A 22,538-nucleotide genomic window follows, 5' to 3' on the forward strand; every position below is an offset into this window, starting at 1 on the left:
TGGCGGCGAGCGCGCGAGGGGATCGTGGCCGGGAGAGATCGCAACCGATCGACGGCCCCGTGAGGGGCCGTTTTCGCCCCGAAGGAAGTCGCCGTGCAGGGGAGCCGGAAGCGGGCCGAGGCGGCTCGGTCCTGACGTTGCCCGGGCTCTGCCCCGCCCGCGCTCCCTTCGGCGCGGCTTCCGTAGTGAGGAAGGTCCACTCCATGGCCACGAATCGACGACGTCGACGCCGTACCCCCGTCATCGCCACCGCTTTGGCGGCCGTCGCGCTGACCGCCGGACTCGTCACCGGCTGCGACCCCGACAGCTTCGACGACTCGCTGAACTGCCTGCACAACTCGGACACGATCGCCGACAGCCTCAAGGCCATCCATGAGGCCGGCCTGGACGCGGCGAAGGATCCGACGCGGACCGACGAGTCCATCGACACCATCGACAAGAACCTCGACAAGATCGCAGACGGCACGGAGAGCACGGACGACGACAAGGTCGACAAGGCGGTCGACGACCTCGACGACGCGATCGCCGACTACAACAAGGCCGTCCTGAACGGCGACACCCACCCGGACTCCGGCAGGATCGACGCCGCCGCCGACGAGCTGAGGAACGTCTGCACGTCATGACCTCGGCAACCGCCGGCGCGGGCGCCGATCAGTCATGCAGGAGTCACTCGGGCGAAGCGGCACCCGGGTCTCGCCCGCCGCTCTTCGCGCGCCCCCGCTCCTGCAGCGTCGTCCGCCACGCGGGCACCGGCTCCTGCGGCTCGGCCTGCTCGCGGTGGCCGCCCCGTGCGAAGAAGCCGGCCAGCGGAAGCAGCGCGGCCCCGACGGTGACGGCGTCGGGACCGAGCGTGCCGAGGCCGATCCGGACGTGGCCGGCCGGGTAGGCGAGGGAGTACGAGGTGGCGTGGTCCCGTACGGAGTCCAGGAAGCGGTTGCCGAGCATCAGTCCGGCCCAGCCCTCGACCAGGATGCGTTCGGGCTGGAAGAGGTTGATCAGGTCCGAGAAGCCCGCGCCGACGTACTCGGCGGTCTCCTCCAGGACGGTCCGGGCCGCCGTGTCCGCCTCCGGCGTGGTGCCGTCGGCGCGCGGACCGGGGTGGGCGGCGGCCAGCATCGCGGCCAGCGCGGTCTCCTCGTCCACCCCGGCCGGCGGCTGTCCGCCGGCCTCCGCCCAGCGTTCCAGGAGCGCCTCCGCCCCTGCGTACGCCTCCAGGCAGCCCTGAGCCCCGCAACGGCAGCGGCGCCCTCCGACGCGGACGGTCAGGTGACCCCACTCCAGAGCCCGGCCGGGCCGGATGTCGTCGGCCACGACGCAGGCGCCGACACCGGAGCCCAGGAGCACCACGACGGCGTTGCGGGCGCCGCGCCCGGCGCCGAACCACATCTCCGCCTGTCCGAGCGTCTTCGCGCCGTTGTCGATGAAATAGGGCACCGACTGCGGCAGATGACTCGACTCGCGCAGCAGGCGCTCCAGCGGTACGGCGTCCCAGCCGATGGTCTGCCCGTGCACCACGGCGCCCTCCCCGGGCGCCCCGACGACGATGCCCGGCACACCGATGCCGACGCCGAGCAGCCGCTCGACCGCGATCCCGGCCCGGTCCATGACCTCACCGATGCCGTCGCGCACATGGCCGACGACGACGCCGACGTCGTAGCGGTCGATGGGCCGGGGGCCTTCGGTGACCAGCGGGCGCTCCACCCGCGCGAACTCGGTGAGTGCCAGGTCGAAGAGCTCGATCCGGACCCGGGTCTCGCCGATGTCCACGCCGATCATGTAGCCGCTGTGCGGACTGATGCGCAGCAGTGTGCGCGGCCGCCCGCCGGCGGAGTCCACGCTTCCGGCCTCCTCCACCAGGCCCTCGGCGACCAGTTCGGCCACCACGTTGCTGATGGACCCGGAGCTCAGCCCGGTGGCGGGGCCCAGCGAGAACCGGCTGAGAGGCCCGTCGAAGTACAACCGCTGCAGTACCGCGGTCCGGTTCTCCCGCCGCAGGTCACGCACCGTACGGCCGCCGCGCACGCTCACGCTGCCCCCTTGTTCTGAAGTGATGGATCGCAACATACCTCTGTGAGAGCCCTTGACGCGACCTTCACTTACCGTTTAACTCACGCCGTAAATTAAGCCATGGGGCTTTGAGGTCCGAGCGTGGGGCGCTGCTGCGGACCTCCCTCCCGGCGTTCTGTCACCCCTCGAAAGGCTCCTGAAGTCATGCGCAGAGTCAGAGCCGCGGCCGTCGGTGCCGTCACCGTTTCCCTCGTCCTCACCGCGGCTGCCTGTGGTGGCGGTTCCTCCTCCGGCGGGGGCGGGTCCAACGACTCGCCGAAGACCCTCACCTACTGGGCCTCCAATCAGGGCGCCACCGTCGAGGTCGACAAGAAGGTCCTGCGGCCCGAACTCGACAAGTTCGAGAAGCGGACCGGGATCAAGGTGAAGCTGGAGGTCGTGCCCTGGTCGGACCTGCTCAACCGGATCCTCACCGCGACCACCTCCGGCCAGGGCCCCGACGTCCTGAACATCGGAAACACCTGGAGCGCCTCCCTGCAGGCCACCGGGGCGCTGCTGCCGTGGGACGCCAAGAACTTCGCGAGGATCGGCGGGAAGGGCCGCTTCGTCGACTCCGCGCTCGGCTCGACGGGAGCGCAGGGCCAGGACCCGGCCGCGGTCCCGCTGTACTCGATGTCGTACGCGCTCTACTACAACAAGAAGATGTTCGCCGCGGCCGGGATATCCAAGCCGCCGGCCACCTGGGCGGAGCTGATCGCCGACGGCAAGAAGCTCTCCAAGGACGGCAAGTGGGGCCTTGGCGCGGAAGGTTCGAATCCCTCGGAGAACATCCACCACGCCTTCGTCTTCGCCAAGCAGCACGGCGCGGACTTCTTCACCGCCGACGGCAAGGCGGACTTCACCGGTGACGGCGTGGTCAGCGCGGTCAAGCAGTACGTCGACCTGATGGCCAAGGACAGGATCATCGCGCCCGGCAACGCCGAGTACGCGCAGAACCAGTCCGTCAGCGACTTCGCCAAGGGCAAGAACGCCATGCTGCTGTGGCAGGGCGCGTCCGCCAACCTCACCTCCCAGGGCATGAGTCAGGACGCTTACGGCATCGCTCCGGTCCCCGTGCAGTCCGGCACCCCGGGAACGGGCACGAGCGTCAACTCGATGGTCGCGGGCATCAACCTGGCCGTCTTCAAGAACACCGACAACCTCGACGGTGCCACGAAGTTCGTGAAGTTCATGACCTCCGACGCCGAGCAGAAGATCCTCAACACCGCGTACAGCTCGATCCCGCCGGTGCGGGCCGCACAGTCGGAGGCCGCCTTCAACACCCCGGCGAACGCCGTCCTGAAGGAGACCCTCGCGGCCAGCGCCGCCGCGCTTCCACAGGTCGCCGACGAGTCCCAGTTCGAGACCGCCGTCGGCACCGCCGTCAAGAACCTGTTCGCCGACGCGGCCGCCGGACGCCCGGTGACCACCGCCTCGGTGAAGGCCGAACTCGACAAGGCCCAGCAGCAGATGCCCAAGAAGTGAGCACAGGCACCCCATGACGACCACTGTCCCCACCGAGGCCGGTGCGAAGGCCGTGCACAAGGAACCCCCGGGTGCGGCGCGCGGCCCCCGCCGCCCCGGGCGGATCCGCCGCATCGGACTGCCCTACCTGCTGCTCCTGCCCGCCCTGGTCCTCGAACTCCTCGTCCACCTCGTCCCGATGGTGATCGGCATCGTGATGAGCTTCAAGGAGCTCACGCAGTTCTACATCCGCGACTGGGGCACCGCGCCCTGGACCGGCCTCGACAACTACAAGGTGTCGGTGGACTTCAGCGCACCGGTGGGCGAGGCACTGCTCCACTCGTTCCTCGTCACCGTCGCCTTCACCCTGCTGTCCGTCGCCCTGTGCTGGCTGATCGGCACGGCGGCCGCCCTGTACATGCAGGACACCTTCCGCGGCCGCGGCCTGCTCCGGGCCCTGTTCCTGGTGCCGTACGCCCTGCCGGTCTACGCGGCCGTCATCACCTGGGTGTTCATGTTCCAGCACGACAACGGCCTGGTGAACCACGTCCTGCACGACCAGCTGCACCTCACCGACAAGCCGTCCTTCTGGCTCATCGGCGACAACAGCTTCTACGCCCTGCTCACCGTGTCGGTGTGGAAGGGCTGGCCGTTCGCGTTCCTCATCGTCACGGCCGGCCTGCAGAACATCCCGGGCGAACTGTACGAGGCGGCCGCCCTCGACGGGGCGGGCATGTGGCAGCGGATCCGCCGCATCACCCTGCCGTCGCTGCGCCCGGTCAACCAGGTCCTCGTGCTGGTCCTGTTCCTGTGGACGTTCAACGACTTCAACACGCCGTACGTGCTCTTCGGCAGGTCCGCTCCCGAGGCCGCGGACCTGATCTCGGTCCACATCTACCAGGCGTCGTTCGTCACCTGGAACTTCGGAACCGGCTCCGCCATGTCCGTCCTGCTGCTGCTGTTCCTGCTCGCCGTGACGGGCGGCTACCTCCTGCTGACCTCCCGGGGAAGGAAGACGGCCGATGTCTGAGGCATCCACCAGGGCGACCACGCCACGCTCGCCGATGGCCCCGCCGCGCTCCTTCTTCTGGTCCCGGCGGATCTTCCTCACCCTGCTCGCCGGGTTCGTGCTGCTCCCGGTCTACGTCATGGTGTCCAGCTCGCTCAAGCCCCTCGCGGACGTCTCGGGGAAGTTCCGCTGGATGCCGAGCGGCCTGACCCTGCGCCCGTACATCGACATCTGGTCGACGATCCCGCTCGCCCGGTACTTCGTGAACTCCCTGATCGTGGCGGGAGCCGCGACGGTCTGCTCGGTGGTGATCGCCGTCTTCGCCGCGTACGCCGTCAGCCGCTACGAGTTCCGGGGCAAGCGCACCTTCACGGTCACCGTGCTGTCCACGCAGATGTTCCCCGGCATCCTCTTCCTGCTCCCGCTGTTCCTCCTCTACGTCAACATCGGCAACGCCACCGGCATCGCGCTGTTCGGCTCGCGCGGCGGGCTGATCCTCACCTATCTGACCTTCTCGCTGCCGTTCTCGATCTGGATGCTGATCGGGTACTTCGACTCGGTGCCGCGCGACCTGGACGAGGCGGCGCTGGTGGACGGCTGCGGACCGTTCGGCGCGCTGTTCCGCGTCGTCGTACCGGCCGCGATCCCCGGCATCGTCGCGGTCGCCGTCTACGCCTTCATGACCGCCTGGGGCGAAGTGCTCTTCGCCTCCGTCATGACCAACGACACCACCCGCACGCTCGCTGTCGGCCTCCAGGGCTACTCCACGCTCAACAACGTCTACTGGAACCAGATCATGGCCGCCTCGCTCGTCGTCAGCGTCCCCGTGGTCGCCGGGTTCCTGCTGCTGCAGCGTTACCTCGTCGCCGGCCTCACCGCGGGCGCGGTGAAGTAACTCCCCACCCCCGCCCGCTCGTTCACCCACCCCTGCCGAGAGGTTCTTCGTGTCCGAACTGCCCGAGTCGATAGATCTCACCGCCTTCCCCCACGACTTCGCCTGGGGCACCGCCACATCCGCCTACCAGATCGAGGGAGCGGTCACGGAGGACGGACGGGCCCCCTCGATCTGGGACACCTTCTCCCACACACCCGGCAAGGTCGCGGGCGACGACCACGGCGACGTGGCCTGCGACCACTACCACCGCTGGCCCGAGGACATCGCACTGATGCGGCGCCTCGGCACCGACGCCTACCGCATGTCGATCGCCTGGCCCCGCGTCGTACCCGGCGGCGACGGGCCCGTGAACGCCAAGGGCCTCGACTTCTACGACCGTGTGGTGGACGCCCTGCTCGCCGCCGGGATCACCCCGAGCGTCACGGTCTACCATTGGGACCTTCCCCAGACCCTCCAGGACCGCGGCGGCTGGACCGAACGGGACACCGCCGAACACCTCGCCGCCTACGCCTCCGTGGTCGCCGCACGGCTGGGCGACCGCGTCTCCCAATGGGCCACCCTCAACGAACCGCTGTGCTCCGCATGGATCGGCCATCTCGAAGGCCGGATGGCCCCCGGGCTCACCGACCTGACCGCCGCCGTCCGCGCCTCGTACCACCTGCTGCTCGGCCATGGCCTGGCCACGCAGGCGATACGTGCGGCGGCCCCCGGCGCACAGATCGGCCTCGTCACCAACCACTCCACCATCGAACCGGCCTCCTGCCGCCCCGAGGACATCGCCGCGGCCGCACGCATGGACGGACACACCAACCGCTGGTGGCTCGACCCCGTGTACGGCAGAGGCTTCCCCGCCGACATGCGCGAGCTCTACGGGATCGAACTGCCTGAGCGCTCAAATGACTTGGCGACCATCGCCGCGCCCCTGGACTGGCACGGCCTCAACTACTACTTCCCCGCCACCATCGCCGACGACCCCGACGGACCCGTGCCGTACGCGCGCGAGATCCGTCTGCCGGACGTGACGCGGACCGGCATGGACTGGCAGATCGACGCCGACGGCCTGGAGGCCCTGCTGCTGCGCCTCACCGACGACTACGGCGTACGGCGGCTCTACGTCACCGAGAACGGCTCCGCCTTCCCCGACAGAGTCGACCCCGACGGCGCCGTCGACGACCCCGGACGGACCCGCTACCTGGAGCAGCATCTGGCCGCCTGCGCCCGCGCCCTGCGCAAGGGGGCGCCGCTCGCGGGCTACTACGCCTGGTCGCTGCTGGACAACTTCGAATGGGCCTACGGCTACGACAAGCGCTTCGGCCTCGTCCACGTCGACTACCCGACCCAGCGGCGCACCGTCAAGGCCAGCGGACACCGGTACGCGGACATCATCCGCGCCCACCGGCAAGGCACCACCGTCGCCTGAGCCGACGATCGGCGGGCACGGGGGCCGGTTCACGTCACCGCGGACTCCTCGGCAGGACGGTGCTCCAGCGGCAGTTGCAGGACGACCTCGAAACCCCCCTCCGGGCGGGGCCGGGCCCGCAGCCGGCCGCCGACGGAGCGGGCGCGCTCGTGCATGCCGACGAGACCGTAACCGCTGTTCGGGACGGCGGAGTCGGAGCGTCTGCCGCGCCCGCCGTTGGTGACGGCGATGCCCAGCCGGTCGGGGGAGTAGGTGAGCCGTACCTCGGCCGTGCGGGTGTCGGCGTGTTTGGTGACGTTGGTGAGCGCCTCCTGCACGACGCGGTACACGGTGAGGTCCGCCCCGGCGGAGAGCGGCCGGGGCGCTCCTTCGGTGGTGACCGTGACGGTCAGCCCGGCGCCCTCGAACGAGGCGGCCAGGTCCGGGAGTCGAGCGAGGCCCGGGGTGTCCTCCGCGGGCCTCGTCGTTTCGTTCGCGTCGCGCAACAGGCCGACGGTGGCCTTGAGTTCGCGCAGCGCCACGGAGGTGATGCCCGTGAGCTCGGAGACGATCCTCTCGGCCTCCTCCGGTCGCGTGCGCAGGAAGCGGGCCACCGTGCCGGCTTGGATGTTCGCCAGCACCAGGTGGTGGGCGACCACGTCGTGCAGATCGCGGGCGATACGCATGCGCTCCTCGGTGACCCGGTGCCGGGCCTCCTCCTCCCGGGTGCGTTCGGCGTGCTCGGCGCGGGCCTGTACGGCCTCCAGGTAGGCCGCGCGCAGCCGGGTCACCGTGCCCAGCGAGGTGGGCAGCAGCAGCCAGAACGCGGGGCCGAGCAGCTTGAGGACCAGCGGTTCGTCGTCGGGACCGGCGAGCAGCGCCGTGCCGATCAGCAGGGCGACGCCGGTGAAGGCGAAGGTGTTCGCGGTGCGTCGGCCCGTGCGGACGGCCAGCGCGTACAACGCGACCATGAGAGGGCCAAGCAGCAGCGCCGTGACGAGGTATCCGAGCGCGATCCCGGCCGCGGCGCACACGAGGTTCAGTGCCACCGCGGTGCGGGGGCGGGAGCGGCGCCACAGCAGGACCGTGCAGGACACACCGGTCATGAGCAGGCCGGGCCACCACGGAATTCCAGGGGCGCCGCCCTGGAGCGAGACCATGCTCCCCGGAAGGGAACCGGCGAGAAGTGCGACGGCGACCGCCGCGTCGACGACACGAGGGTGGCAGCTCAGGTACCGCTGCAAGCTCTGGATCATGAAAGTGGGGTTCCTGCCCGAGGGGCGTCCGCAGTGGGTCCGACCGGCCGAGACCCCTTCGACGAACCGTGGAAGGGGCCGCTCCGTGGAAGGGGTCGCTCTCGCCGGTCGCGGGCTCGGCTACTCGTCGAAGGTGACGACGACCTTCTCCGCGGCCCCGGGCGTCAGCACCAGCTCGAAGGCCTGCTCGACCTCGGAGAACGGCACCCGGTGGCTGATGAGCCGGGCGAACCGCTCCTGGTGTTCCGCGAGTTCGGGGGTGACCTCGAAGATCTCGGTGGGGTAGCCCTGGGAGGCGATCAGGGTGAGCTCGCTGCGGAGCATGCCGCCGAGGTCGATGGCGTCGGACTTCTTCTGTACGGCGACCATGACCATCCTGGCGCCCCACTTGGCGGAGGCGACGGTGGCGTCGAAGACGGCGGGGGCGCCGGCGGCGTCGAGGTAGAGGTCGGTGCCGGCGCGGGGCTGGCCGAGTGCGTTGGCCGCGGCACCGTGCAACTCCGTCAGCCGGGCGGTGATGTCCTCGGTGGCGGAGTTGATGACGGCGTCGGCGCCGACGGCGAGCGCGGTCTCCAGGCGCTCGGGGATGACATCGGCCACGACCACGTGCTGTACGCCGCGCAGCTTGAGCCAGATCGTGGCGCCCAGCCCGATGGGCCCGGCGCCGAAGACGACGACCTTGTCGGTGGAGGTGGCCCGGGAGCGGTTGACGGCGTGCCGGGCCACGGCCATCGGCTCGTTGAGCGCGGCAACAGCGAACGGCATCGTCTCGGGGAACACCGCCACACTCGTACCGACGACGGCGTTCTCGATGAGCAGGTGGTCGCTCATGGCGCCGAACTTCCCGCCGCAGCCGATGATTCCCGTGGGGGCGGCCTGCGGATTGACGACCACGCGGTCGCCCACCTTCAGGTCGGTGACCTCGGCGCCCACCTCGACGATCTCGCCGGCCGGCTCATGGCCCAGGGCCACGGGGATCAGCTCGCCGCCCGCGTGCCCGCGGGCCGGCATGCCGCCCATGTGCAGGAAGGTGGCGTCGGTGCCGCAGATGCCGCAGGCGCGGACCTTCATCAGAACGTCCTTCGGGCCCGGCGCTGGACGCTCGACGTCCACCACGTCGACCTTGCCGACGGCGCCGGTCCGAACGGACTTCATCGTGGCCATGGGGAGGCACTCCTTCTTCGTGGTGCGGGGGTCTGGTGGCGCACTTCGCGGTGCGGGCTCGGCGCTCGCGGCAGTGAGCCGGGGCCGTGGTGCGTGGTGCCTCGGGCCGGGACGTGGCTCGGGGAGGCGGTCGTCGCCGATGTGCCCTCGGGCCCGGCTCCGGACGGGGGGAGTACTTCCGGTCGCCGGGCCCGAGGAGTGCACCGCCCCGTCCCCACGGGATTCGGTGCACGGGGCGCCTCCGCTCAAGGCGCCCGGCCCATTTTGCTTGAGTTAGGCAATCGTATTCGAGTTACTTAAGTCAAGCAAGCTTTTGATTCCGGTGGCGCGTCTGCCGAGGTGGGTTCAGGCATGCTCGGGCCGGGCGGGGCCCCGGAAGAGGCTGACTCCCGCTCCCAGTGACACCACGCCCATGCCGACGCTGGTGATCAGGCCCTGCGTGCCGTCGACGACGAACGGGGCGGCCGCGGCGACGACCAGGTTGAACAGGAACAGGAACCACAGGACGGGCCGGGAGGAGAGCAGCGCCTTCACGGGAGTTTCCTTTCGGGGGAGCGGCGGGCTTCCCGATCGGGAGCCACTGGCCTTGCGAGATCAACGATCCCGTTTCCCGGGCGCCGTCACGAGGGAGCGCCCTCCCCAACCGGTGGTGTAGCCCGCTACACCACGCGGGTGCGCCACCGCCTGCGGGCGGCGCGGTGCGAGTTGTGCGCTGTTACTCGGTGGAGGCGGCGCGGCTACGGGACCGGTAGCCGGCGACCTTCGCGAGGTTGCCGCAGCGGTCCATGGAGCACCAGCGGCGGCGGCGGGCCTGGGAGTCGTCGAGGAAGAGCAGCGAACAGGCCGGGTTCTCGCACTTCTTGACCCTCGTCAGCAGAGGACCGGTGACGAGGAGGACGGCGTCACGGGCCACGGTTGCCAGGGCCGCGGGCGCCGCATGGTCCGCTTTCCAGCGCAGCGGCGGCCGCGGCTTCGCCGACTCCGCGAGCTGGGGGGCGAGATCGGGGCGGCAGGCCTCCTCGTTGACCAGGGCGGCATCGGCGGGATCCGGCGGCACCCCGTCCATCGCGGCGCGGACGAGTCGGTGGAGGGCCTCGCGCAGCGTGCGCGCCTGCGTGAGGTCGCGGGCGGTGGCCCCTGCGGGCTCGTCGTCCGTGCCGGACGCCGTGCTCAGCCCTGCCTCGTCGATCCAGCGGGCCAGGGCGTCGGGGTCGGTCAGTCGCTCGACGGGGGTGCCGTAGCGGCGGCCGAGCGTGGCGATGAAGTCCAGGCACGGGCGCCCGCCGATGAACGGGAACGCGAGCATCGGGTCGGCGGTGGCCGTCGGAGGGGCGGCGGATTCGCGGGGCATGAGCTGAGCCTACCGCTTGACACCGGTTCATAGGGTGTCGCAGGCTGACACCAGTTCAACCGGTGTTGCCGCCCCGTGAGTCGGGGTGTGCCGCTCCGGTGTCGCCACGAGAAGGCAGGTGCGGTATGCGTGCGGTGCGGATCGAGGAGTTCGGCGGACCCGAGGTGCTGGTGCCGGTGGAGGTGCCCGACCCGGTGGCCGGACCCGGCCAGGTGCTGGTGCGGGTCGCCGCGGCGGGCGTGAACCGGGCGGACGCGCTCATCCGCGCCGGGGTCTACCACCGGGCCGGGCGCCCGCCGCTCATCCCGGGCGTGGAGGCCGCCGGCACCGTCGTCGCGGTCGGGGACGGGGTGACCGGGATCGGGGTCGGGCAGCGGGTGATGGCCCTGGACGGCGTGAACGCACCCGGCTTCTACGCCGAGTTGGCCGCCGTACCCGCGGAACAGGTGGCCGTGGTGCCGGAGGGCCTGGATCTCACGGAGGCCGCCGCGCTCCCCGTGGCCTGGCTCTCCGCCTGGTACTGCCTGCGCCACCTGGCCAAGGTCACAAAGGACGACACCGTGGTCGTGAAGGCCGCCGCGAGCGGGGTCGGCAGCGCTGCCGTGCAGATCGCCGCCGAGGCCGGAGCGCGCGTCATCGCGCTGGCCGGTTCACCGGAGAAGGCCGCCTGGGCCGCGGCGTTCGGCGCCCACGCCGCCGTGGACAGCTCCGTGCACCCCGACGACGCCGAGGTCGACGAGGTGCTGCGGCTGACCGAGGGGCGCGGTGCGGACGTCGTCCTGGACACCGTCGGCGGTCGCGCCTTCGGACGCAGTCTGCGCCAGGTCGGGCACGGCGGGCGGGTGGTCGCCCTCGCCAACGTCGCCCTGGAGCCGAGCACCGTCGACACCCGCGACTTCTACCCGAAGAACGCGTCCGTCCTCGGCTTCCAGCTGACCAACCTGCAGATCCACGGCTACGATCCGCGCGCGGACATGCGGGAGATCGCCGAGCGCGTCGCCGCCGGCACGTATCGCGTGCCGGTGGAGACGGTCGTTCCGCTGGAGCGGGCACGTGAGGCCCATGAGCGGCTGGCGCGGCGCGACAACCGGGGCAAGATCGTGCTCGCGGTGACCCGCGACTGACCGCCCCGCGCCCTACCGCCGACGTCGGTCGCGGAAGGTGCGGCGCAGATCGTCGACCCAGCCCTCGGGCAGTTCCCAGGGGATGAAATGGCCGCCCTCGGGGTGCGCGGTGAGATTGACGTGGTGATACCAGCCGGCGCGGTCCGAGTCGAGGAAGTTCTGGACGCGCCGCTCGGTGGTGACGCCGGGCGGGTTCTCGTGGCCCACGAAGGTGATGCCGGTCGGGGCCTCGACGACCGGACGGCGGTCGTGCGACGGGCTCCACGGGTAGCGGTTGGCGTTGGCGTAGTAGCGCATCGACGTGCCGATGGCGTTGTTCACCCAGAAGATCATGGTGTGGGTGAGGAGATCGTCCTTGGAGAAGACGCTCTCGACGTCGCCGTGGCTGTCGCTCCACTTCGTCCAACGCTCCAGGATCCAGGCGAGCAGACCGACGGGCGAGTCGCTGAGGCCCGGGGCGAGCGTGCTGGAGCCGAGCATGTGGGCGGCCAGGTGCACGGCGAAGCGCCGGTCGAAGTCCAGGACTTGGCGGTGGACGCTCTCGGGCAGGCCCTCGGGGATCGGCCGGCCGCCGCTGAAGTCCCAGGCGCGGTCGCCGTTGAAGAAGTCGAGCCTGAGGCCCGAGCCGATGTGGATCGCGAGGAGTTCATCGGCGTACTTGTGCCCGAGCTGGCCGGTGATCAGTGCGCCGATGTCGCAGCCGGCGGCCGCGTACTTCTCGTGCCCGAGCACCTCGGTCATCAGCGTGTGCCACAGGTCCGCGACCTTCCAGAAGTTCATCTCCGGGTGGTCCGGCAGCGGAGTGGAGAACCCGAACCCCGGCAAAGAGGGCACGATCACATCGAAGGCCTCGGCGGCGTCGCCCCCGAAGGCGGCGGGGTCGGCGAGCGGGTCGATCACCTTGGACCAGTGCCAGAAGGTCCACGGCCAGCCGTGGCTCAGGATGAGCGGAACGGGGTCCGGGCCCACGCCGGGCTTGCGCATGAAATGGACGGGAACGCCGTCCACGGTCACGCGGTAGTGCTCGTACGCGTTGATCGCGGCCTCGGCCTTGCGCCAGTCGTACCCGTGGAGCCAGTGGTCGACCAGCTCTTTCAGATAGGAGCTGCGGACGCCGTAATACCCGTCCTCGTTGCCCGCGTCGACGGGCAGGCGGGTGAGCCGCAGACGCGTCCTGAGGTCGTCGAGCACGCTGTCGTCGACGTGGATCGGGGTGGGTGCCGGCGGGAGGTGCGTGTCTGCCATGGGATTTCCCTTCGCGCGGGGGGAGGTCCGGCGTGCCAGGTCAGGGGCGGAGGCCCAGCTCGGCCATCCGCATCAGTGCGGGCAGGGCTGCGCCGACGGCACCGCGTTCCTCGGGGGTCAACTGGTCGAAGAGCCCGGCCAGTTGGGTGACTCGGTCGCGGTGGCGGGTGCGCACGATCCGTGCGCCGGCGGTGGTCACCCGGACGAGTACGGCACGGCGGTCAGCTGGGTCGGGGCCGCGTTCGACCAGGCCGTCGCGTTCGAGCCGGGCGACCAGCTGCGTGATGGCGGGCTGGCTGACCTGCTCGGTCGCCGTGAGTTCGGACAGCCGCTTGGGGCCGTTGTGCGTCAGGGTGTGCAGCACCGACAGCGTCGTGAAGCTCAGCTTCTCGACGGACGGAAGCCGGATGAAGATCCCCGCGAACGTCTCCACGACCGTCGTGAAGTCGTCGATGTCGATGTCCAGCGGGACGTCAGGGCGATCGAGGTCATCGGCCTCTGGGTTCTGCGGCGTCACGGAGAAAATGTATCAGCAACTTATTTAAATGGCTTATGTATCTTGCGTGATGGTGAGAGCGAGGGCTCGACCAACGCGTGGTTTTGCTGGTCATTGCCGAGGTACTCGCGCCTCGCCCAGGCCGGGTCCGCGGATCCGGCAGACCTGTTGAGGAAAGGTGCGCACCGTGACCGAGCACCGGCTGGAGACCCCCGGCGAGAACGGCGACCCGATTCCGCGGGACATGCCGGACCAGCAGGTCACCGGGGGCGAGGACCCATGGGACGTCGGCACCTCGTCGCCCGGACGCAGGGACGACGAGGAGGACGAAGAGGGCGAGAGCGCGGCCGAGGCCGAACCCGCGACGGACGTGCCCGACACGGACGAGGCGGGGACAGGCAGGCAGGGCGCCCCGCGCTCGGACACCGTCCACCCCGAACACCCGGGGCCGGAGGAGTCCCCCGGTTGACCCGGGCGGCCGGCCGCGGGTGACGGGCCGGGGCCCTCAGCCGACCTTGTGTCCCTGGAGGGGGTCGGTCTTCGCCCCGGCACCCTGCTGCATGCCCTGAAGGAACTCCTCCAGCACCTCGTCGGCGGAGCGCACCGGCCGCCGGCCCAGCTCGGCGCGCGCACGGGTGCAGTCCATCAACGGCAGCCGCAGGACGGCGTCGAAGAGATGCAGCTACGAGGGCAGCAGCCGCAGGCCCCACGCGGCGGCGATCGCCGAGCGCGCCGCGGTGCGCGGCAGCCGGACCCGGCGGGCGCCGAGCAGGTCGCCCAGCATCTCCGCGTCCACCGGCGGCTCGGCGGCCAGGTTGAACGCACCGTGCGCGTCGGAACGCTCCGCGAGATGGTAGGCCTTGGCCGCGTCATCGGTGTGCAGGGCCTGCACCCGCAGCCCCGGGATGTCGGGCAGGAACGGCAGCAACTCGGGGCGCGCGAGCGGCCCGGGCAGCAGACGCCCGCCGAAGACGCGGCGCTGCTCGCTCGCCGACTCCCGCTTGAAGAGGAACGCGGGCCGCATGCGCACCACCCGGGTCTCCGGGTGCTCGCGCTCGAAGATGTCCAGGGCGCGTTCCAGATACGCCTTCTCGCGGCAGTACGCGGCGTCCGGCCACCCGTGCGTGGGCCAGGACTCGTCCACCGCATGGTCCTTGGGCCCCGGCGAGTAGGCGCCGACGGAGGACGCGTGCACGAGGGCGGGCACCTCGGCCGCGGCCACCGCCTCGAACACGCGGATGCTCCCGAGCACGTTCGTGCGCCAGGTCGTGGCCGGGTCGTGCGTGGGCTGGAAGGCCCACGCCAGATGGATCACGGCGTCGGCGCCCTCGAACTCCTTGACGAGATCGGCCTGTTCGGATGCCAGATCGACCGCGGACCATTCCGTTTTGGCGGGCGACCACTCAGGAATCCGGCGCGCCACACCCCGTACGGACCCGACCTCCGGGTCCTCGGAGAGCAGGCGCACCACACTGGTGCCCACGTTGCCGGTGGCGCCCGTGACGACGATCCTGCGGCCCGGTTCGCCGCTCACCTTCGGCTCCTCTCGCGGGAACGGCCGCCGCGCACGGTCACCACACGCCGCGGGGCGGAACCGGCCGAGTACCCGGGCGGCACGGATCCACGCGGTGGACAGGGGAAGCCGCACCCGCGTACGAGGCGGCACTGCGTACCCCGTGGGCAGCGACGAGTTCGACAGGACGTCGTGATCAGGTCGGCGTTTAATGAATGAGTCGGAAGTGTCTCCCGTTGGGAGCGGCCCATGTCGACGCTTCGTGCCACCACAGGGGGTGGGCGAGGCGCACCCGGAAGGCTTCGGCGGCTGGGGGAGTGGTGCGCCCGGCACTTCGTGATCGTCATCGTGGCCTGGCTGGTGGCCCTGGCGGCGCTGCAGGTTCTCGACCACGCGTTCGGTGGGGACTACTCGGACAACTTCTCGCTCCCCGGCGTCCAGTCCCAGCAGGGCCTGGACGTGCTCAAGCAGCATGACCCGGCGGCCGGGGGCTACAGCAGCCAGATCGTGCTGCGCGACACGAAAAAGCCCCTGACGGACCTCAGTTCTCAGATGGGTCAGACGGTTTCCGACCTGCAGAAACTGCCGCACGTACTCTCGGCGCAGAACCCCCTGCCGTCGTCCGGCACGCAGTCGTCCGCCGACCAGTCCCAGCAGCAGGGCAACGCCTCCGGCCAGTCCTCCCCGCAGAACGTCGGGCCCCTGTCCACCGATGCGAAGACCGGCTACATCACCGTCCGCTTCGACGTGCAGCCCTCGACCCTGGGGGATTCGTACCTCGACGGCGTGGACCATGCCGTCCAGCCGCTGCGCGCGGCGGGCGTCGACGTCGAGTACGGCGGTCCGCTCGGCGAACTGGCCAGGCCGGCGGCCGACGACCGGGTCAGCGAGCTCATCGGCTTCGCCGTGGCGATCGTCGTGCTGCTCGTCGGCTTCGGGAGCGTGCTGGCGGCCGGAATCCCGCTGCTGACCGCGTTGATCAGCGCGGTGGGCGGCCTGGCGTGCCTCGGCCTGCTGGCGGCCGCCTTCACCTTCGCCACGGTGTCGCCGACGCTGGCCACCATGATCGGGCTCGGTGTCGGCATCGACTACGCGCTGTTCCTGATCACCCGTCACCGGCAGAACCTCATGGACGGCCACGACCCGGTCCGGGCGGCCGGACGGGCCACCGCGACCAGCGGCCGCGCCGTACTCGTCTCCGGCTGCACGGTGATCATCGCCCTCGCCGGGCTGTCCGTCTCCGGGGTCTCCTTCATCGGCAAACTGGGCCTCGCGGCGGCCGTCACGGTCGTCTCCGCCGTCATCGGTGCCCTGACGCTGGTCCCGGCCCTGCTGGGGCTCATCGGCAAGCGCATCGACCGCTACCGGGTACGCCGCCCCGTCGCGGAGACGGACGCCGCCGCGGGCGAACCCGTGCAGGGCACCTGGCACCGCTACGCCCAGCGTGTGGAACGCCGGCCCTGGTGGTTCCTGGTCGGCGGAGTCGTCACGGTGCTCGTGCTGGCCATCCCGGTGCTGTCCATCCAGCTGGGACACATCGGCGACGGCGCGGACCCCACGTCGTTCACGGACCGCCGGGCCTACGACATCATGTCCGACGCCTTCGGCCCCGGCTCCAACGGCCCGCTCACTGTCGTCATCGACCAGACCAAGGTGCCCTCGGACCAGCGCTCCGCCCTGTCCTCTCAGGCCCAGAAGTCACTCACCGACGTGGCCGGAGCCGCCACGGTCACACCGCTGACGACGACCAAGGACGGCGACGTACTCGTCGGCACGGTCTACTCCAAAGAAGCCCCGCAGAGCCAGGACACCACCGACCTGACGAACCGTCTGGTCGACGACACCCTGCCGCAGGCGGTCTCCGGCACCGCCGCCAAGGGCTACGTCACCGGCACGACCGCCGCCCAGGTCGACTTCCGTGACATCGTCGCGAGCCGCCTCCCGCTGATCATCGCCGTCGTGGTGGCGCTCGCATTCCTCATCATCCTGGCCGTCTTCCGCGGACTGCTGGTCGCCGTCAAGGCGGCCGTCCTCAACGTCCTGTCGATCGCGGCTTCCTACGGCGTCGTCGTCGCCGTCTTCCAGTGGGGCTGGGGCGGGCCCGCGCTGGGCGTCGAGGGGAAGGTGCCGATCGAGAGCTATGTGCCGATGATGATGTTCGCGATCATCTTCGGCCTCAGCATGGACTACGAGATCTTCCTGCTGTCGCGCGTCCACGAGGCCTGGATGCGCACCGGGGACGCCAAGGCGAGCGTCGCGCATGCCCTGGAGATCACCGCACGCGTCATCACCTGTGCCGCCCTGATCATGGTGAGCGTCTTCGCCGCGTTCATCGTGAGCGACAACATCGTGGTGAAGATGCTCGGACTCGGGCTGGCCGTGAGCGTGCTCATCGACGCAACCGTCGTACGCCTGCTGCTCGTTCCGGCGGTCATGACCCTGCTGGGCCGGCACGCCTGGTGGACCCCACGGTGGCTCGACCGGATCCTGCCGCACATCGACGCGGAGGGCGAGCACGACTCGGCGGACGCATCCTCGGCAGGTCGTTCCTCGCCGGGATGACGTCCGAGGTAATCGACCCGAACAGGGCGGCCGGGAATCATCGGTGACGTACCCATTCGTCGCGCCACCGGATTCCGGGAGATTCCCCATGCCGTACTTCGAGAGCCCTGTAGATGGTGCCCGGCTGCACTTCGTCGACTACGGGCCGGCCACGGGGCAGGTGGTCGTGTTCGTGAACAGCTCCTACTTCGGTACGGAGATGTGGGAGTACCAGATGCTGCCGCTGGCCGAAGAGGGCTACCGGTGCGTCGGGTTCGACCGGCGGGGGCACGGGCGGTCCGACGACGTGTGGGGAGGGTTCGACCTGGACAGCCTGGCCGATGACGTGGACGGGTTGCTCAGGCACCTGGACCTGAGCGATGTCACGCTGGTCGGACACTCGCTGGGCGCAGCCGAAGTCGCGCGCTGCCTGACGCGGCACGGTGCCGGGCGGGTGGCGAGGGCGGCGCTGGTCGCGGGCATGACGCCGGGCCCCGCGCGGTCCGCGGACCATCCCGGTGGGGTCGACCCGGAGCTCATCCGGGCCGGCAACGACACGTTCCGGCGTGACAGGTCGGCGTTCTTCGCCGACGGGGCGCGAGCGTTCTTCGCCCTGGACCTTCCCGGGAACGCGCTCTCACCGGCGTACGTACAGACCATGGTCGAGCGCTGCCACGGCGCGACCGCACGGGCAGGGGCAGCCCTGGGAGACCTCGTGGTCGCCCTCAACCTCGCGCCCGAACTGGCCAAACTCGACCTTCCCGTTCTCGTCGTGCACGGCACGCACGACGCCTCGGCGCCCCTGGGCCTCACCGGCCGCCGGGCGGCGGAGCTGCTGCCCGACAGCACACTGAAGATCTACGAGAACGCGGGCCATGGACTCTTCGCCACCCACGCCGAGCAACTCAACGCGGATCTGCGGGAGTTCATGGCCCGCGCCTGACCCGGCCGGCGCGGGAAGGTCACGCGAACGCGTTCACCCCGGTGAGCTCCGCCGAGAGGTCCCACAGGCGTGCGGCCTGCCCGGGGTCGGTCGCGTAGTCGCGTACGCCGACCCGCGCACCGTCCGCAGGAGCGGGCTCGGCGATGTCGCAGTCCTCGCAGTACACCCCGCCCATGCCGTCGAGCCGAGGCGAGGTCGCGGCCCACACCTGGGTCGCGGCGCCCTGCTCGGGGGTCTTGAAGCCGGCCGGGTTCAGCGGGGTGCCGTCCTCGTCGATCCAGCCGCGGTCGACCATCTCCTGCTTGGGGAGATGCCGTTGGAGCGGGGTGAGGATGCCGCCCGGGTGCAGCGAGAAGGCCCGTACGCCGGACTCCCGGCCGAGGCGGTCGAGGTGGACGGCGAACAGCACGTTCGCCGTCTTCGCCTGGCCGTACGCCTCCCACTTGTCGTAGCCGTTCCTCCAGTGCACGTCGTCCCAGCGGATCCCCGAGTAGTGGTGACCGGCCGAGGACACGGCGACGATCCGGGCCCCGCCCGGCTCGATGGCCGGCCAGAGCCGGTTGACGAGCGCGTAGTGCCCGAGGTGGTTGGTCGCGAACTGGGCTTCCCAGCCGGGCCCGACCCGGGTCTCCGGACAGGCCATGATCCCGGCGTTGTTGATGACGATGTCGAGGGTGCGCCCCGAGGCGAGGAACCGCTCGGCGAAGGCGCGGACGCTCTCCAGGTCGCCGAGATCGAGCTCGTCGACCTCGACCCCGTCGATACCGGCCACGGCCTCCTCGGCGACGGTCCGGCGCCGCGCGGGGACGACGACCCGGGCACCCGCCTCGGTGAGCGCGCGCGTCGTCTCCAGGCCGAGTCCGGAGTAGCCGCCCGTGACGAGCGCCAGTTTGCCGGAGAGGTCGATGCCCTTCAGTACGTCCTCGGCGGTGCTGTCGGCACCGAAGCCCGAACCGATCCTGTGCTGTGCGGTGGTCATGCCTTGCACGCTACGAATTGGAGCGCACTCGAAGTCAAGCGGACACCGCGCCCGGGCAGGGGAAAGGCCCCGACCGGACGGGGGAATCGCGGTCGGGGCCGTGTGTGGTGGGCACGCATGGCGGTCGCCTCTCGGCGAAACGCTCCACAGGGCTTCAGCCGAACGATCGTCCCTGTGGGCTATAGGTGAGGCCCGGGGACACTGTCCCATCCGCACCCACGGTTGGTTCAACGGGTAACTACCGGTGGGTGTTCCCAGGGGCGAGGTCACGCGCGGTGACGTGCGTCACGGCCGCCGCACGCCACCGACACCGCTCTTGCACCCGCCGTCGTACGCCGCCGTACGGCCTCACGCGCTCGTCTCTCGCTGCGGCAGCGTCCGGTCACGGGTCCACGCGAGCAGCTCGTCCGCCGTCCACGTGGTGATCACGCGGTCGGCGGGCACCGCGCACTCCTCGGCCCGGGCGCAGCCGCGGAACTGCCAGTCGAGCTGGCCCGGGGCGTGGGCGTCGGTGTCGACCGAGAAGAGGGTGCCCGCCTCGACGGCCCGGCGCAGCAGCCGTCGTGGCGGATCGAGCCGCTCCGGGCGGCTGTTGATCTCCACGGCCGTGCCCGATTCGGCGCAGGCCGCGAAGACCGCGTCCGGGTCGAACTCGGACTCGGGCCGGCCGCGTCCGGTGACGAGACGGCCCGTGCAATGTCCGAGGACGTCGGCGTGCGGATTGCGTACGGCGGCGACCATGCGGCGGGTCATCGCCCGGGCGTCCATACGCAGCTTGGAGTGCACGGACACCACCACGACGTCGAGCCGCTCCAGCAGCTCCGGCTCCTGGTCGAGCGAGCCGTCGTCGAGGATGTCGCACTCGATGCCGGTGAGCAGCCGGAAGGGAGCCCAGTGCTCGTTGAGGTCCGCGACGACGGAGAGTTGCTCGCGCAGGCGCTCGGGGGACAGCCCGCGCGCCACGGTCAGCCGGGGGGAGTGGTCGGTGAGGACCGCCCACTCATGACCGAGGCGGGCTGCGGCGCGGCCCATCTCCTCGATCGGGCTTCCGCCGTCGGACCAGTCGGAGTGCAGATGGCAGTCGCCGCGCAGCAGCGCCCGCAGCTTCTCGCCCGCGTGCGGCGGCTCGGCCGCCCGCTCCCGCTCCAGCTTCTCCAGATAGCCGGGTACCTCACCGGCCAGCGCCTCGTGCACGACCTGTGCCGTCTTCGGGCCGATGCCCTTGAGGGACTCCAGCGATCCCGCGGCCGCGCGCTCGGCGACTTCGCGGTCGGGCAGGGCGCTGAGCACGGCCGCGGCGGTCCGGAACGCCTGGACGCGATAGGTGGGGGCCTGGGACCGCTCCAGCAGATACGCGATCCGGCCCAGAGCCTCGACGGGATCCCCGGCGGCCTTGGGCGTCTTGGGGGCATGGGGGTCCTGGCGGTCCTCGGGGTCCTGGGGCTCCTTGGGGTCCGGCACCATGGGCACCTCCTTGTTCAGCCTTGCCCACCCGTCGTCGGCGCGCACGGCGGATGGGTCCGCGCCTCCCTGCGGCTGACCCGGGGGAACCGTTTTACGCTCTACACATGACCGAAATCGCGAGCCCCCACATCTCCAGCCCGCGGATCATGGTGCTCGGGGTGCAGCCGGGTATCCCCCCGTTCCGGATCGTGGAAATCGACGGGGAAGTGGTGGGCGAGGCGCAGACGATCGTCGACGTCCTGGAGACCGCCTCGGCTCACGGGATCACGGTCCATGACCTCGACGACCCCGACGTGGTGCGCTGGGTCGGCGGGGACAAGTTCACCTGGAAGCCGCGCTAGGACGGCACCGGGCTGCTGCGCACGGTCCGGCCGACAGCGACCCCGCCCGGCGGCCGGGGGCGCAGGGAGCGCGCGGACCTGCGGTTTCGCGCCGTTGTGAGCTGTTGTGCGGGGAGTGACCCCGCACCTCGGGAAAGATCACCATTCGGTGGGAACCACGCATGGGCCCGCTCCCACGAGGGGACGTTGATCTTGCCGGGCGATCACGATCCGCCCCGGCGTCCCCCTCTTCCCACCGGGAGCCGTCATGTTCCGTGGCCTCGCCATGCCCACAGCCGTCCTCCTCGCCTCGGCCGCTTTTCTCGCCCCGGCCGCATCGGCCGCCGCCGTACCGGCCGGCACCACGGCCCACCGTGCGCCGCTCGCCGGTGATGTCTGCTTCTGGACCGCTGCCGGGCAGCACGGCACTTCGTGGTGCTACACCCCACCGGGCTACACGGATGTGCCTGATGCCCTGCACGACAAAGCGGCATCCTTCCGTTCCGACGCCGGCACCGACGTGTACGCCATCGACTGGGCTCGCGGCACCTGTTACTACCGGCTGATCCGCGCCCACGACCTGGCCGACAACTGGCCCTGGGGTGCCCGTCTCGACGGCGTCGCCGACACCACGATGGGCTGCGAGGTCGGCTGAGCCCGTGCGACTCCTTCGCGTGTGGTGCGCTGCGGCCTTGGCGGTACTGGCGGCCATGGCGGTGGCGGGCTGTGCCACGACGACGGCTCAGCGCGCCACCGCTCCCGCCCTGCCCGGCACCGAGCGGGGCAGGGACGACCTGATCGACGCCGCTCAGCGGCTGCTGGTCGACCGGTGTCTGGCCCGGCAGGGCTTCGCGCTGCGGCCGTCCCCGGGGGTCTCGGAGCGGTCGGTGTCCTCGGATGACCGCCGAAGCTCCCCGGTCGGCGGTCGGACGTCTCCGGTCGACCGGCGCAGTTCCTCAGCCGACCGGCGGCTGCAGGGCGCTCTCTTCGGCCGCGGCCGTCCCGAACTCTCCGTCACTCTCGCCACCGGCTACACGGTCACCGCCCACACCGACGGCTGCCTCGCCGCGGCGCAGCGCGAGTTGTACGGCGACCAGCGGCGCTGGTTCCGTGCCCAGGTCGTCGTGAACAACCTGCGCGCCGAGGCCCGGCAACGCATGGGACGCGACCCCGACTACCGCGCCGCGACCGCCCGTTGGATCCGCTGCGCCACTCCGGCGCACGGGCCCCGGCCCAGCCGCCCCGACCCCGTGGTCTCCGCGCGTTGCGCACACGAGAGCGGCCTCACCCGCCTGCGCGCCCGGCTGGAGCCGGTCGCGCAGGCCAAGG

General features: G+C 70.9%; 21 protein-coding genes and 1 pseudogene. 12 read left to right on the top strand and 10 right to left on the bottom strand.

Annotated elements, in window-relative coordinates; translation table 11 throughout:
- The first annotated feature begins 203 nt into the window (after positions 1-203).
- Complete coding sequence (locus tag ACN6LB_RS30235; protein ID WP_445028643.1) at positions 204-623, top strand: hypothetical protein; 420 nt, start codon at positions 204-206, stop codon at positions 621-623.
- 43 nt (positions 624-666) lie between these two features.
- Here ACN6LB_RS30235 and ACN6LB_RS30240 read toward each other — a convergent pair whose 3' ends face one another.
- Positions 667-2,028 (bottom strand): ROK family protein, encoded by a 1,362-nt coding sequence (locus tag ACN6LB_RS30240; RefSeq protein WP_445028644.1) that lies wholly within the window; start codon positions 2,026-2,028, stop codon positions 667-669.
- 183 nt (positions 2,029-2,211) lie between these two features.
- On the opposite strand from ACN6LB_RS30240, the gene ACN6LB_RS30245 reads away from it, so the two are divergent.
- The 4 genes from ACN6LB_RS30245 to ACN6LB_RS30260 are packed head-to-tail and all read left to right on the top strand — an operon-like array spanning position 2,212 to position 6,834.
- Positions 2,212-3,531, top strand: a complete 1,320-nt coding sequence (locus ACN6LB_RS30245; RefSeq protein ID WP_445028645.1) for an ABC transporter substrate-binding protein — start codon at positions 2,212-2,214, stop codon at positions 3,529-3,531.
- 13 nt (positions 3,532-3,544) lie between these two features.
- The gene (locus tag ACN6LB_RS30250) at positions 3,545-4,540 is read left to right on the top strand and encodes a carbohydrate ABC transporter permease (RefSeq protein ID WP_445028646.1); all 996 of its coding nucleotides are present in this window, start codon (positions 3,545-3,547) and stop codon (positions 4,538-4,540) included.
- A 34-nt stretch (positions 4,541-4,574) separates the two neighbouring features.
- The gene (locus ACN6LB_RS30255; protein ID WP_445028661.1) at positions 4,575-5,414 is read left to right on the top strand and encodes a carbohydrate ABC transporter permease; all 840 of its coding nucleotides are present in this window, start codon (positions 4,575-4,577) and stop codon (positions 5,412-5,414) included.
- A 58-nt stretch (positions 5,415-5,472) separates the two neighbouring features.
- Entirely contained in the window at positions 5,473-6,834 is a 1,362-nt protein-coding gene (locus ACN6LB_RS30260; protein ID WP_445028662.1) for a GH1 family beta-glucosidase, read from the top strand.
- A gap of 29 nt (positions 6,835-6,863) precedes the next feature.
- Here the strand turns inward: ACN6LB_RS30260 and ACN6LB_RS30265 are convergent, their stop codons facing one another.
- From ACN6LB_RS30265 to ACN6LB_RS30280, 4 genes are all read right to left on the bottom strand, one after another.
- A complete protein-coding gene (locus ACN6LB_RS30265) occupies positions 6,864-8,069 on the bottom strand; it encodes a sensor histidine kinase (protein WP_445028647.1) in 1,206 nt (401 codons plus the stop codon).
- Positions 8,070-8,189: 120 nt separating this feature from the next.
- The gene (locus ACN6LB_RS30270) at positions 8,190-9,233 is read right to left on the bottom strand and encodes a zinc-dependent alcohol dehydrogenase (protein ID WP_445028648.1); all 1,044 of its coding nucleotides are present in this window, start codon (positions 9,231-9,233) and stop codon (positions 8,190-8,192) included.
- A gap of 345 nt (positions 9,234-9,578) precedes the next feature.
- Positions 9,579-9,767 (bottom strand): hypothetical protein, encoded by a 189-nt coding sequence (locus tag ACN6LB_RS30275; protein WP_445028649.1) that lies wholly within the window; start codon positions 9,765-9,767, stop codon positions 9,579-9,581.
- Positions 9,768-9,948: 181 nt separating this feature from the next.
- On the bottom strand, positions 9,949-10,584 hold the full coding sequence (locus ACN6LB_RS30280; RefSeq protein ID WP_445028650.1) for a CGNR zinc finger domain-containing protein: 636 nt from the start codon (positions 10,582-10,584) through the stop codon (positions 9,949-9,951).
- Between the two features lie 125 nt (positions 10,585-10,709).
- Between ACN6LB_RS30280 and ACN6LB_RS30285 the strand changes: the two genes are divergently transcribed.
- Positions 10,710-11,708: a quinone oxidoreductase family protein gene (locus ACN6LB_RS30285; protein WP_445028651.1), complete on the top strand. Its 999-nt coding sequence runs from the start codon at positions 10,710-10,712 to the stop codon at positions 11,706-11,708.
- A 12-nt stretch (positions 11,709-11,720) separates the two neighbouring features.
- On the opposite strand, the gene ACN6LB_RS30290 is transcribed toward ACN6LB_RS30285, so the two are convergent.
- On the bottom strand, positions 11,721-12,953 hold the full coding sequence (locus ACN6LB_RS30290) for an epoxide hydrolase family protein (RefSeq protein ID WP_445028652.1): 1,233 nt from the start codon (positions 12,951-12,953) through the stop codon (positions 11,721-11,723).
- A 40-nt stretch (positions 12,954-12,993) separates the two neighbouring features.
- Positions 12,994-13,470, bottom strand: a complete 477-nt coding sequence (locus ACN6LB_RS30295; protein WP_445028653.1) for a MarR family winged helix-turn-helix transcriptional regulator — start codon at positions 13,468-13,470, stop codon at positions 12,994-12,996.
- Positions 13,471-13,636: 166 nt separating this feature from the next.
- Between ACN6LB_RS30295 and ACN6LB_RS30300 the strand changes: the two genes are divergently transcribed.
- On the top strand, positions 13,637-13,918 hold the full coding sequence (locus tag ACN6LB_RS30300) for a hypothetical protein (protein WP_445028654.1): 282 nt from the start codon (positions 13,637-13,639) through the stop codon (positions 13,916-13,918).
- A gap of 36 nt (positions 13,919-13,954) precedes the next feature.
- Here ACN6LB_RS30300 and ACN6LB_RS30305 read toward each other — a convergent pair.
- Positions 13,955-14,983 (bottom strand): annotated as a pseudogene (locus tag ACN6LB_RS30305) (SDR family oxidoreductase).
- A 228-nt stretch (positions 14,984-15,211) separates the two neighbouring features.
- Between ACN6LB_RS30305 and ACN6LB_RS30310 the strand changes: the two are divergent.
- The gene (locus tag ACN6LB_RS30310) at positions 15,212-17,524 is read left to right on the top strand and encodes an MMPL family transporter (RefSeq protein ID WP_445028655.1); all 2,313 of its coding nucleotides are present in this window, start codon (positions 15,212-15,214) and stop codon (positions 17,522-17,524) included.
- A gap of 88 nt (positions 17,525-17,612) precedes the next feature.
- Complete coding sequence (locus ACN6LB_RS30315) at positions 17,613-18,446, top strand: alpha/beta fold hydrolase (RefSeq protein WP_445028656.1); 834 nt, start codon at positions 17,613-17,615, stop codon at positions 18,444-18,446.
- Positions 18,447-18,465: 19 nt separating this feature from the next.
- On the opposite strand, the gene ACN6LB_RS30320 is transcribed toward ACN6LB_RS30315, so the two are convergent.
- The gene (locus tag ACN6LB_RS30320; RefSeq protein ID WP_445028657.1) at positions 18,466-19,425 is read right to left on the bottom strand and encodes an SDR family NAD(P)-dependent oxidoreductase; all 960 of its coding nucleotides are present in this window, start codon (positions 19,423-19,425) and stop codon (positions 18,466-18,468) included.
- Positions 19,426-19,773: 348 nt separating this feature from the next.
- Positions 19,774-20,889, bottom strand: a complete 1,116-nt coding sequence (locus ACN6LB_RS30325) for a PHP domain-containing protein (protein WP_445028658.1) — start codon at positions 20,887-20,889, stop codon at positions 19,774-19,776.
- Positions 20,890-20,993: 104 nt separating this feature from the next.
- Here ACN6LB_RS30325 and ACN6LB_RS30330 point away from each other — a divergent pair, with 104 nt between their 5' ends.
- The 3 genes from ACN6LB_RS30330 to ACN6LB_RS30340 all read left to right on the top strand — a co-directional run.
- Positions 20,994-21,230, top strand: coding sequence for a hypothetical protein (locus tag ACN6LB_RS30330; RefSeq protein ID WP_356148317.1), 237 nt, complete (start codon positions 20,994-20,996; stop codon positions 21,228-21,230).
- A 247-nt stretch (positions 21,231-21,477) separates the two neighbouring features.
- A complete protein-coding gene (locus tag ACN6LB_RS30335) occupies positions 21,478-21,864 on the top strand; it encodes a hypothetical protein (RefSeq protein WP_445028659.1) in 387 nt (128 codons plus the stop codon).
- 37 nt (positions 21,865-21,901) lie between these two features.
- Positions 21,902-22,538, top strand: a 637-nt coding sequence (locus ACN6LB_RS30340; protein WP_445028660.1) for a hypothetical protein, incomplete at its 3' end; no start/stop codon positions are given.

This window comes from Streptomyces sp. SAS_270 (genome assembly GCF_052543295.1).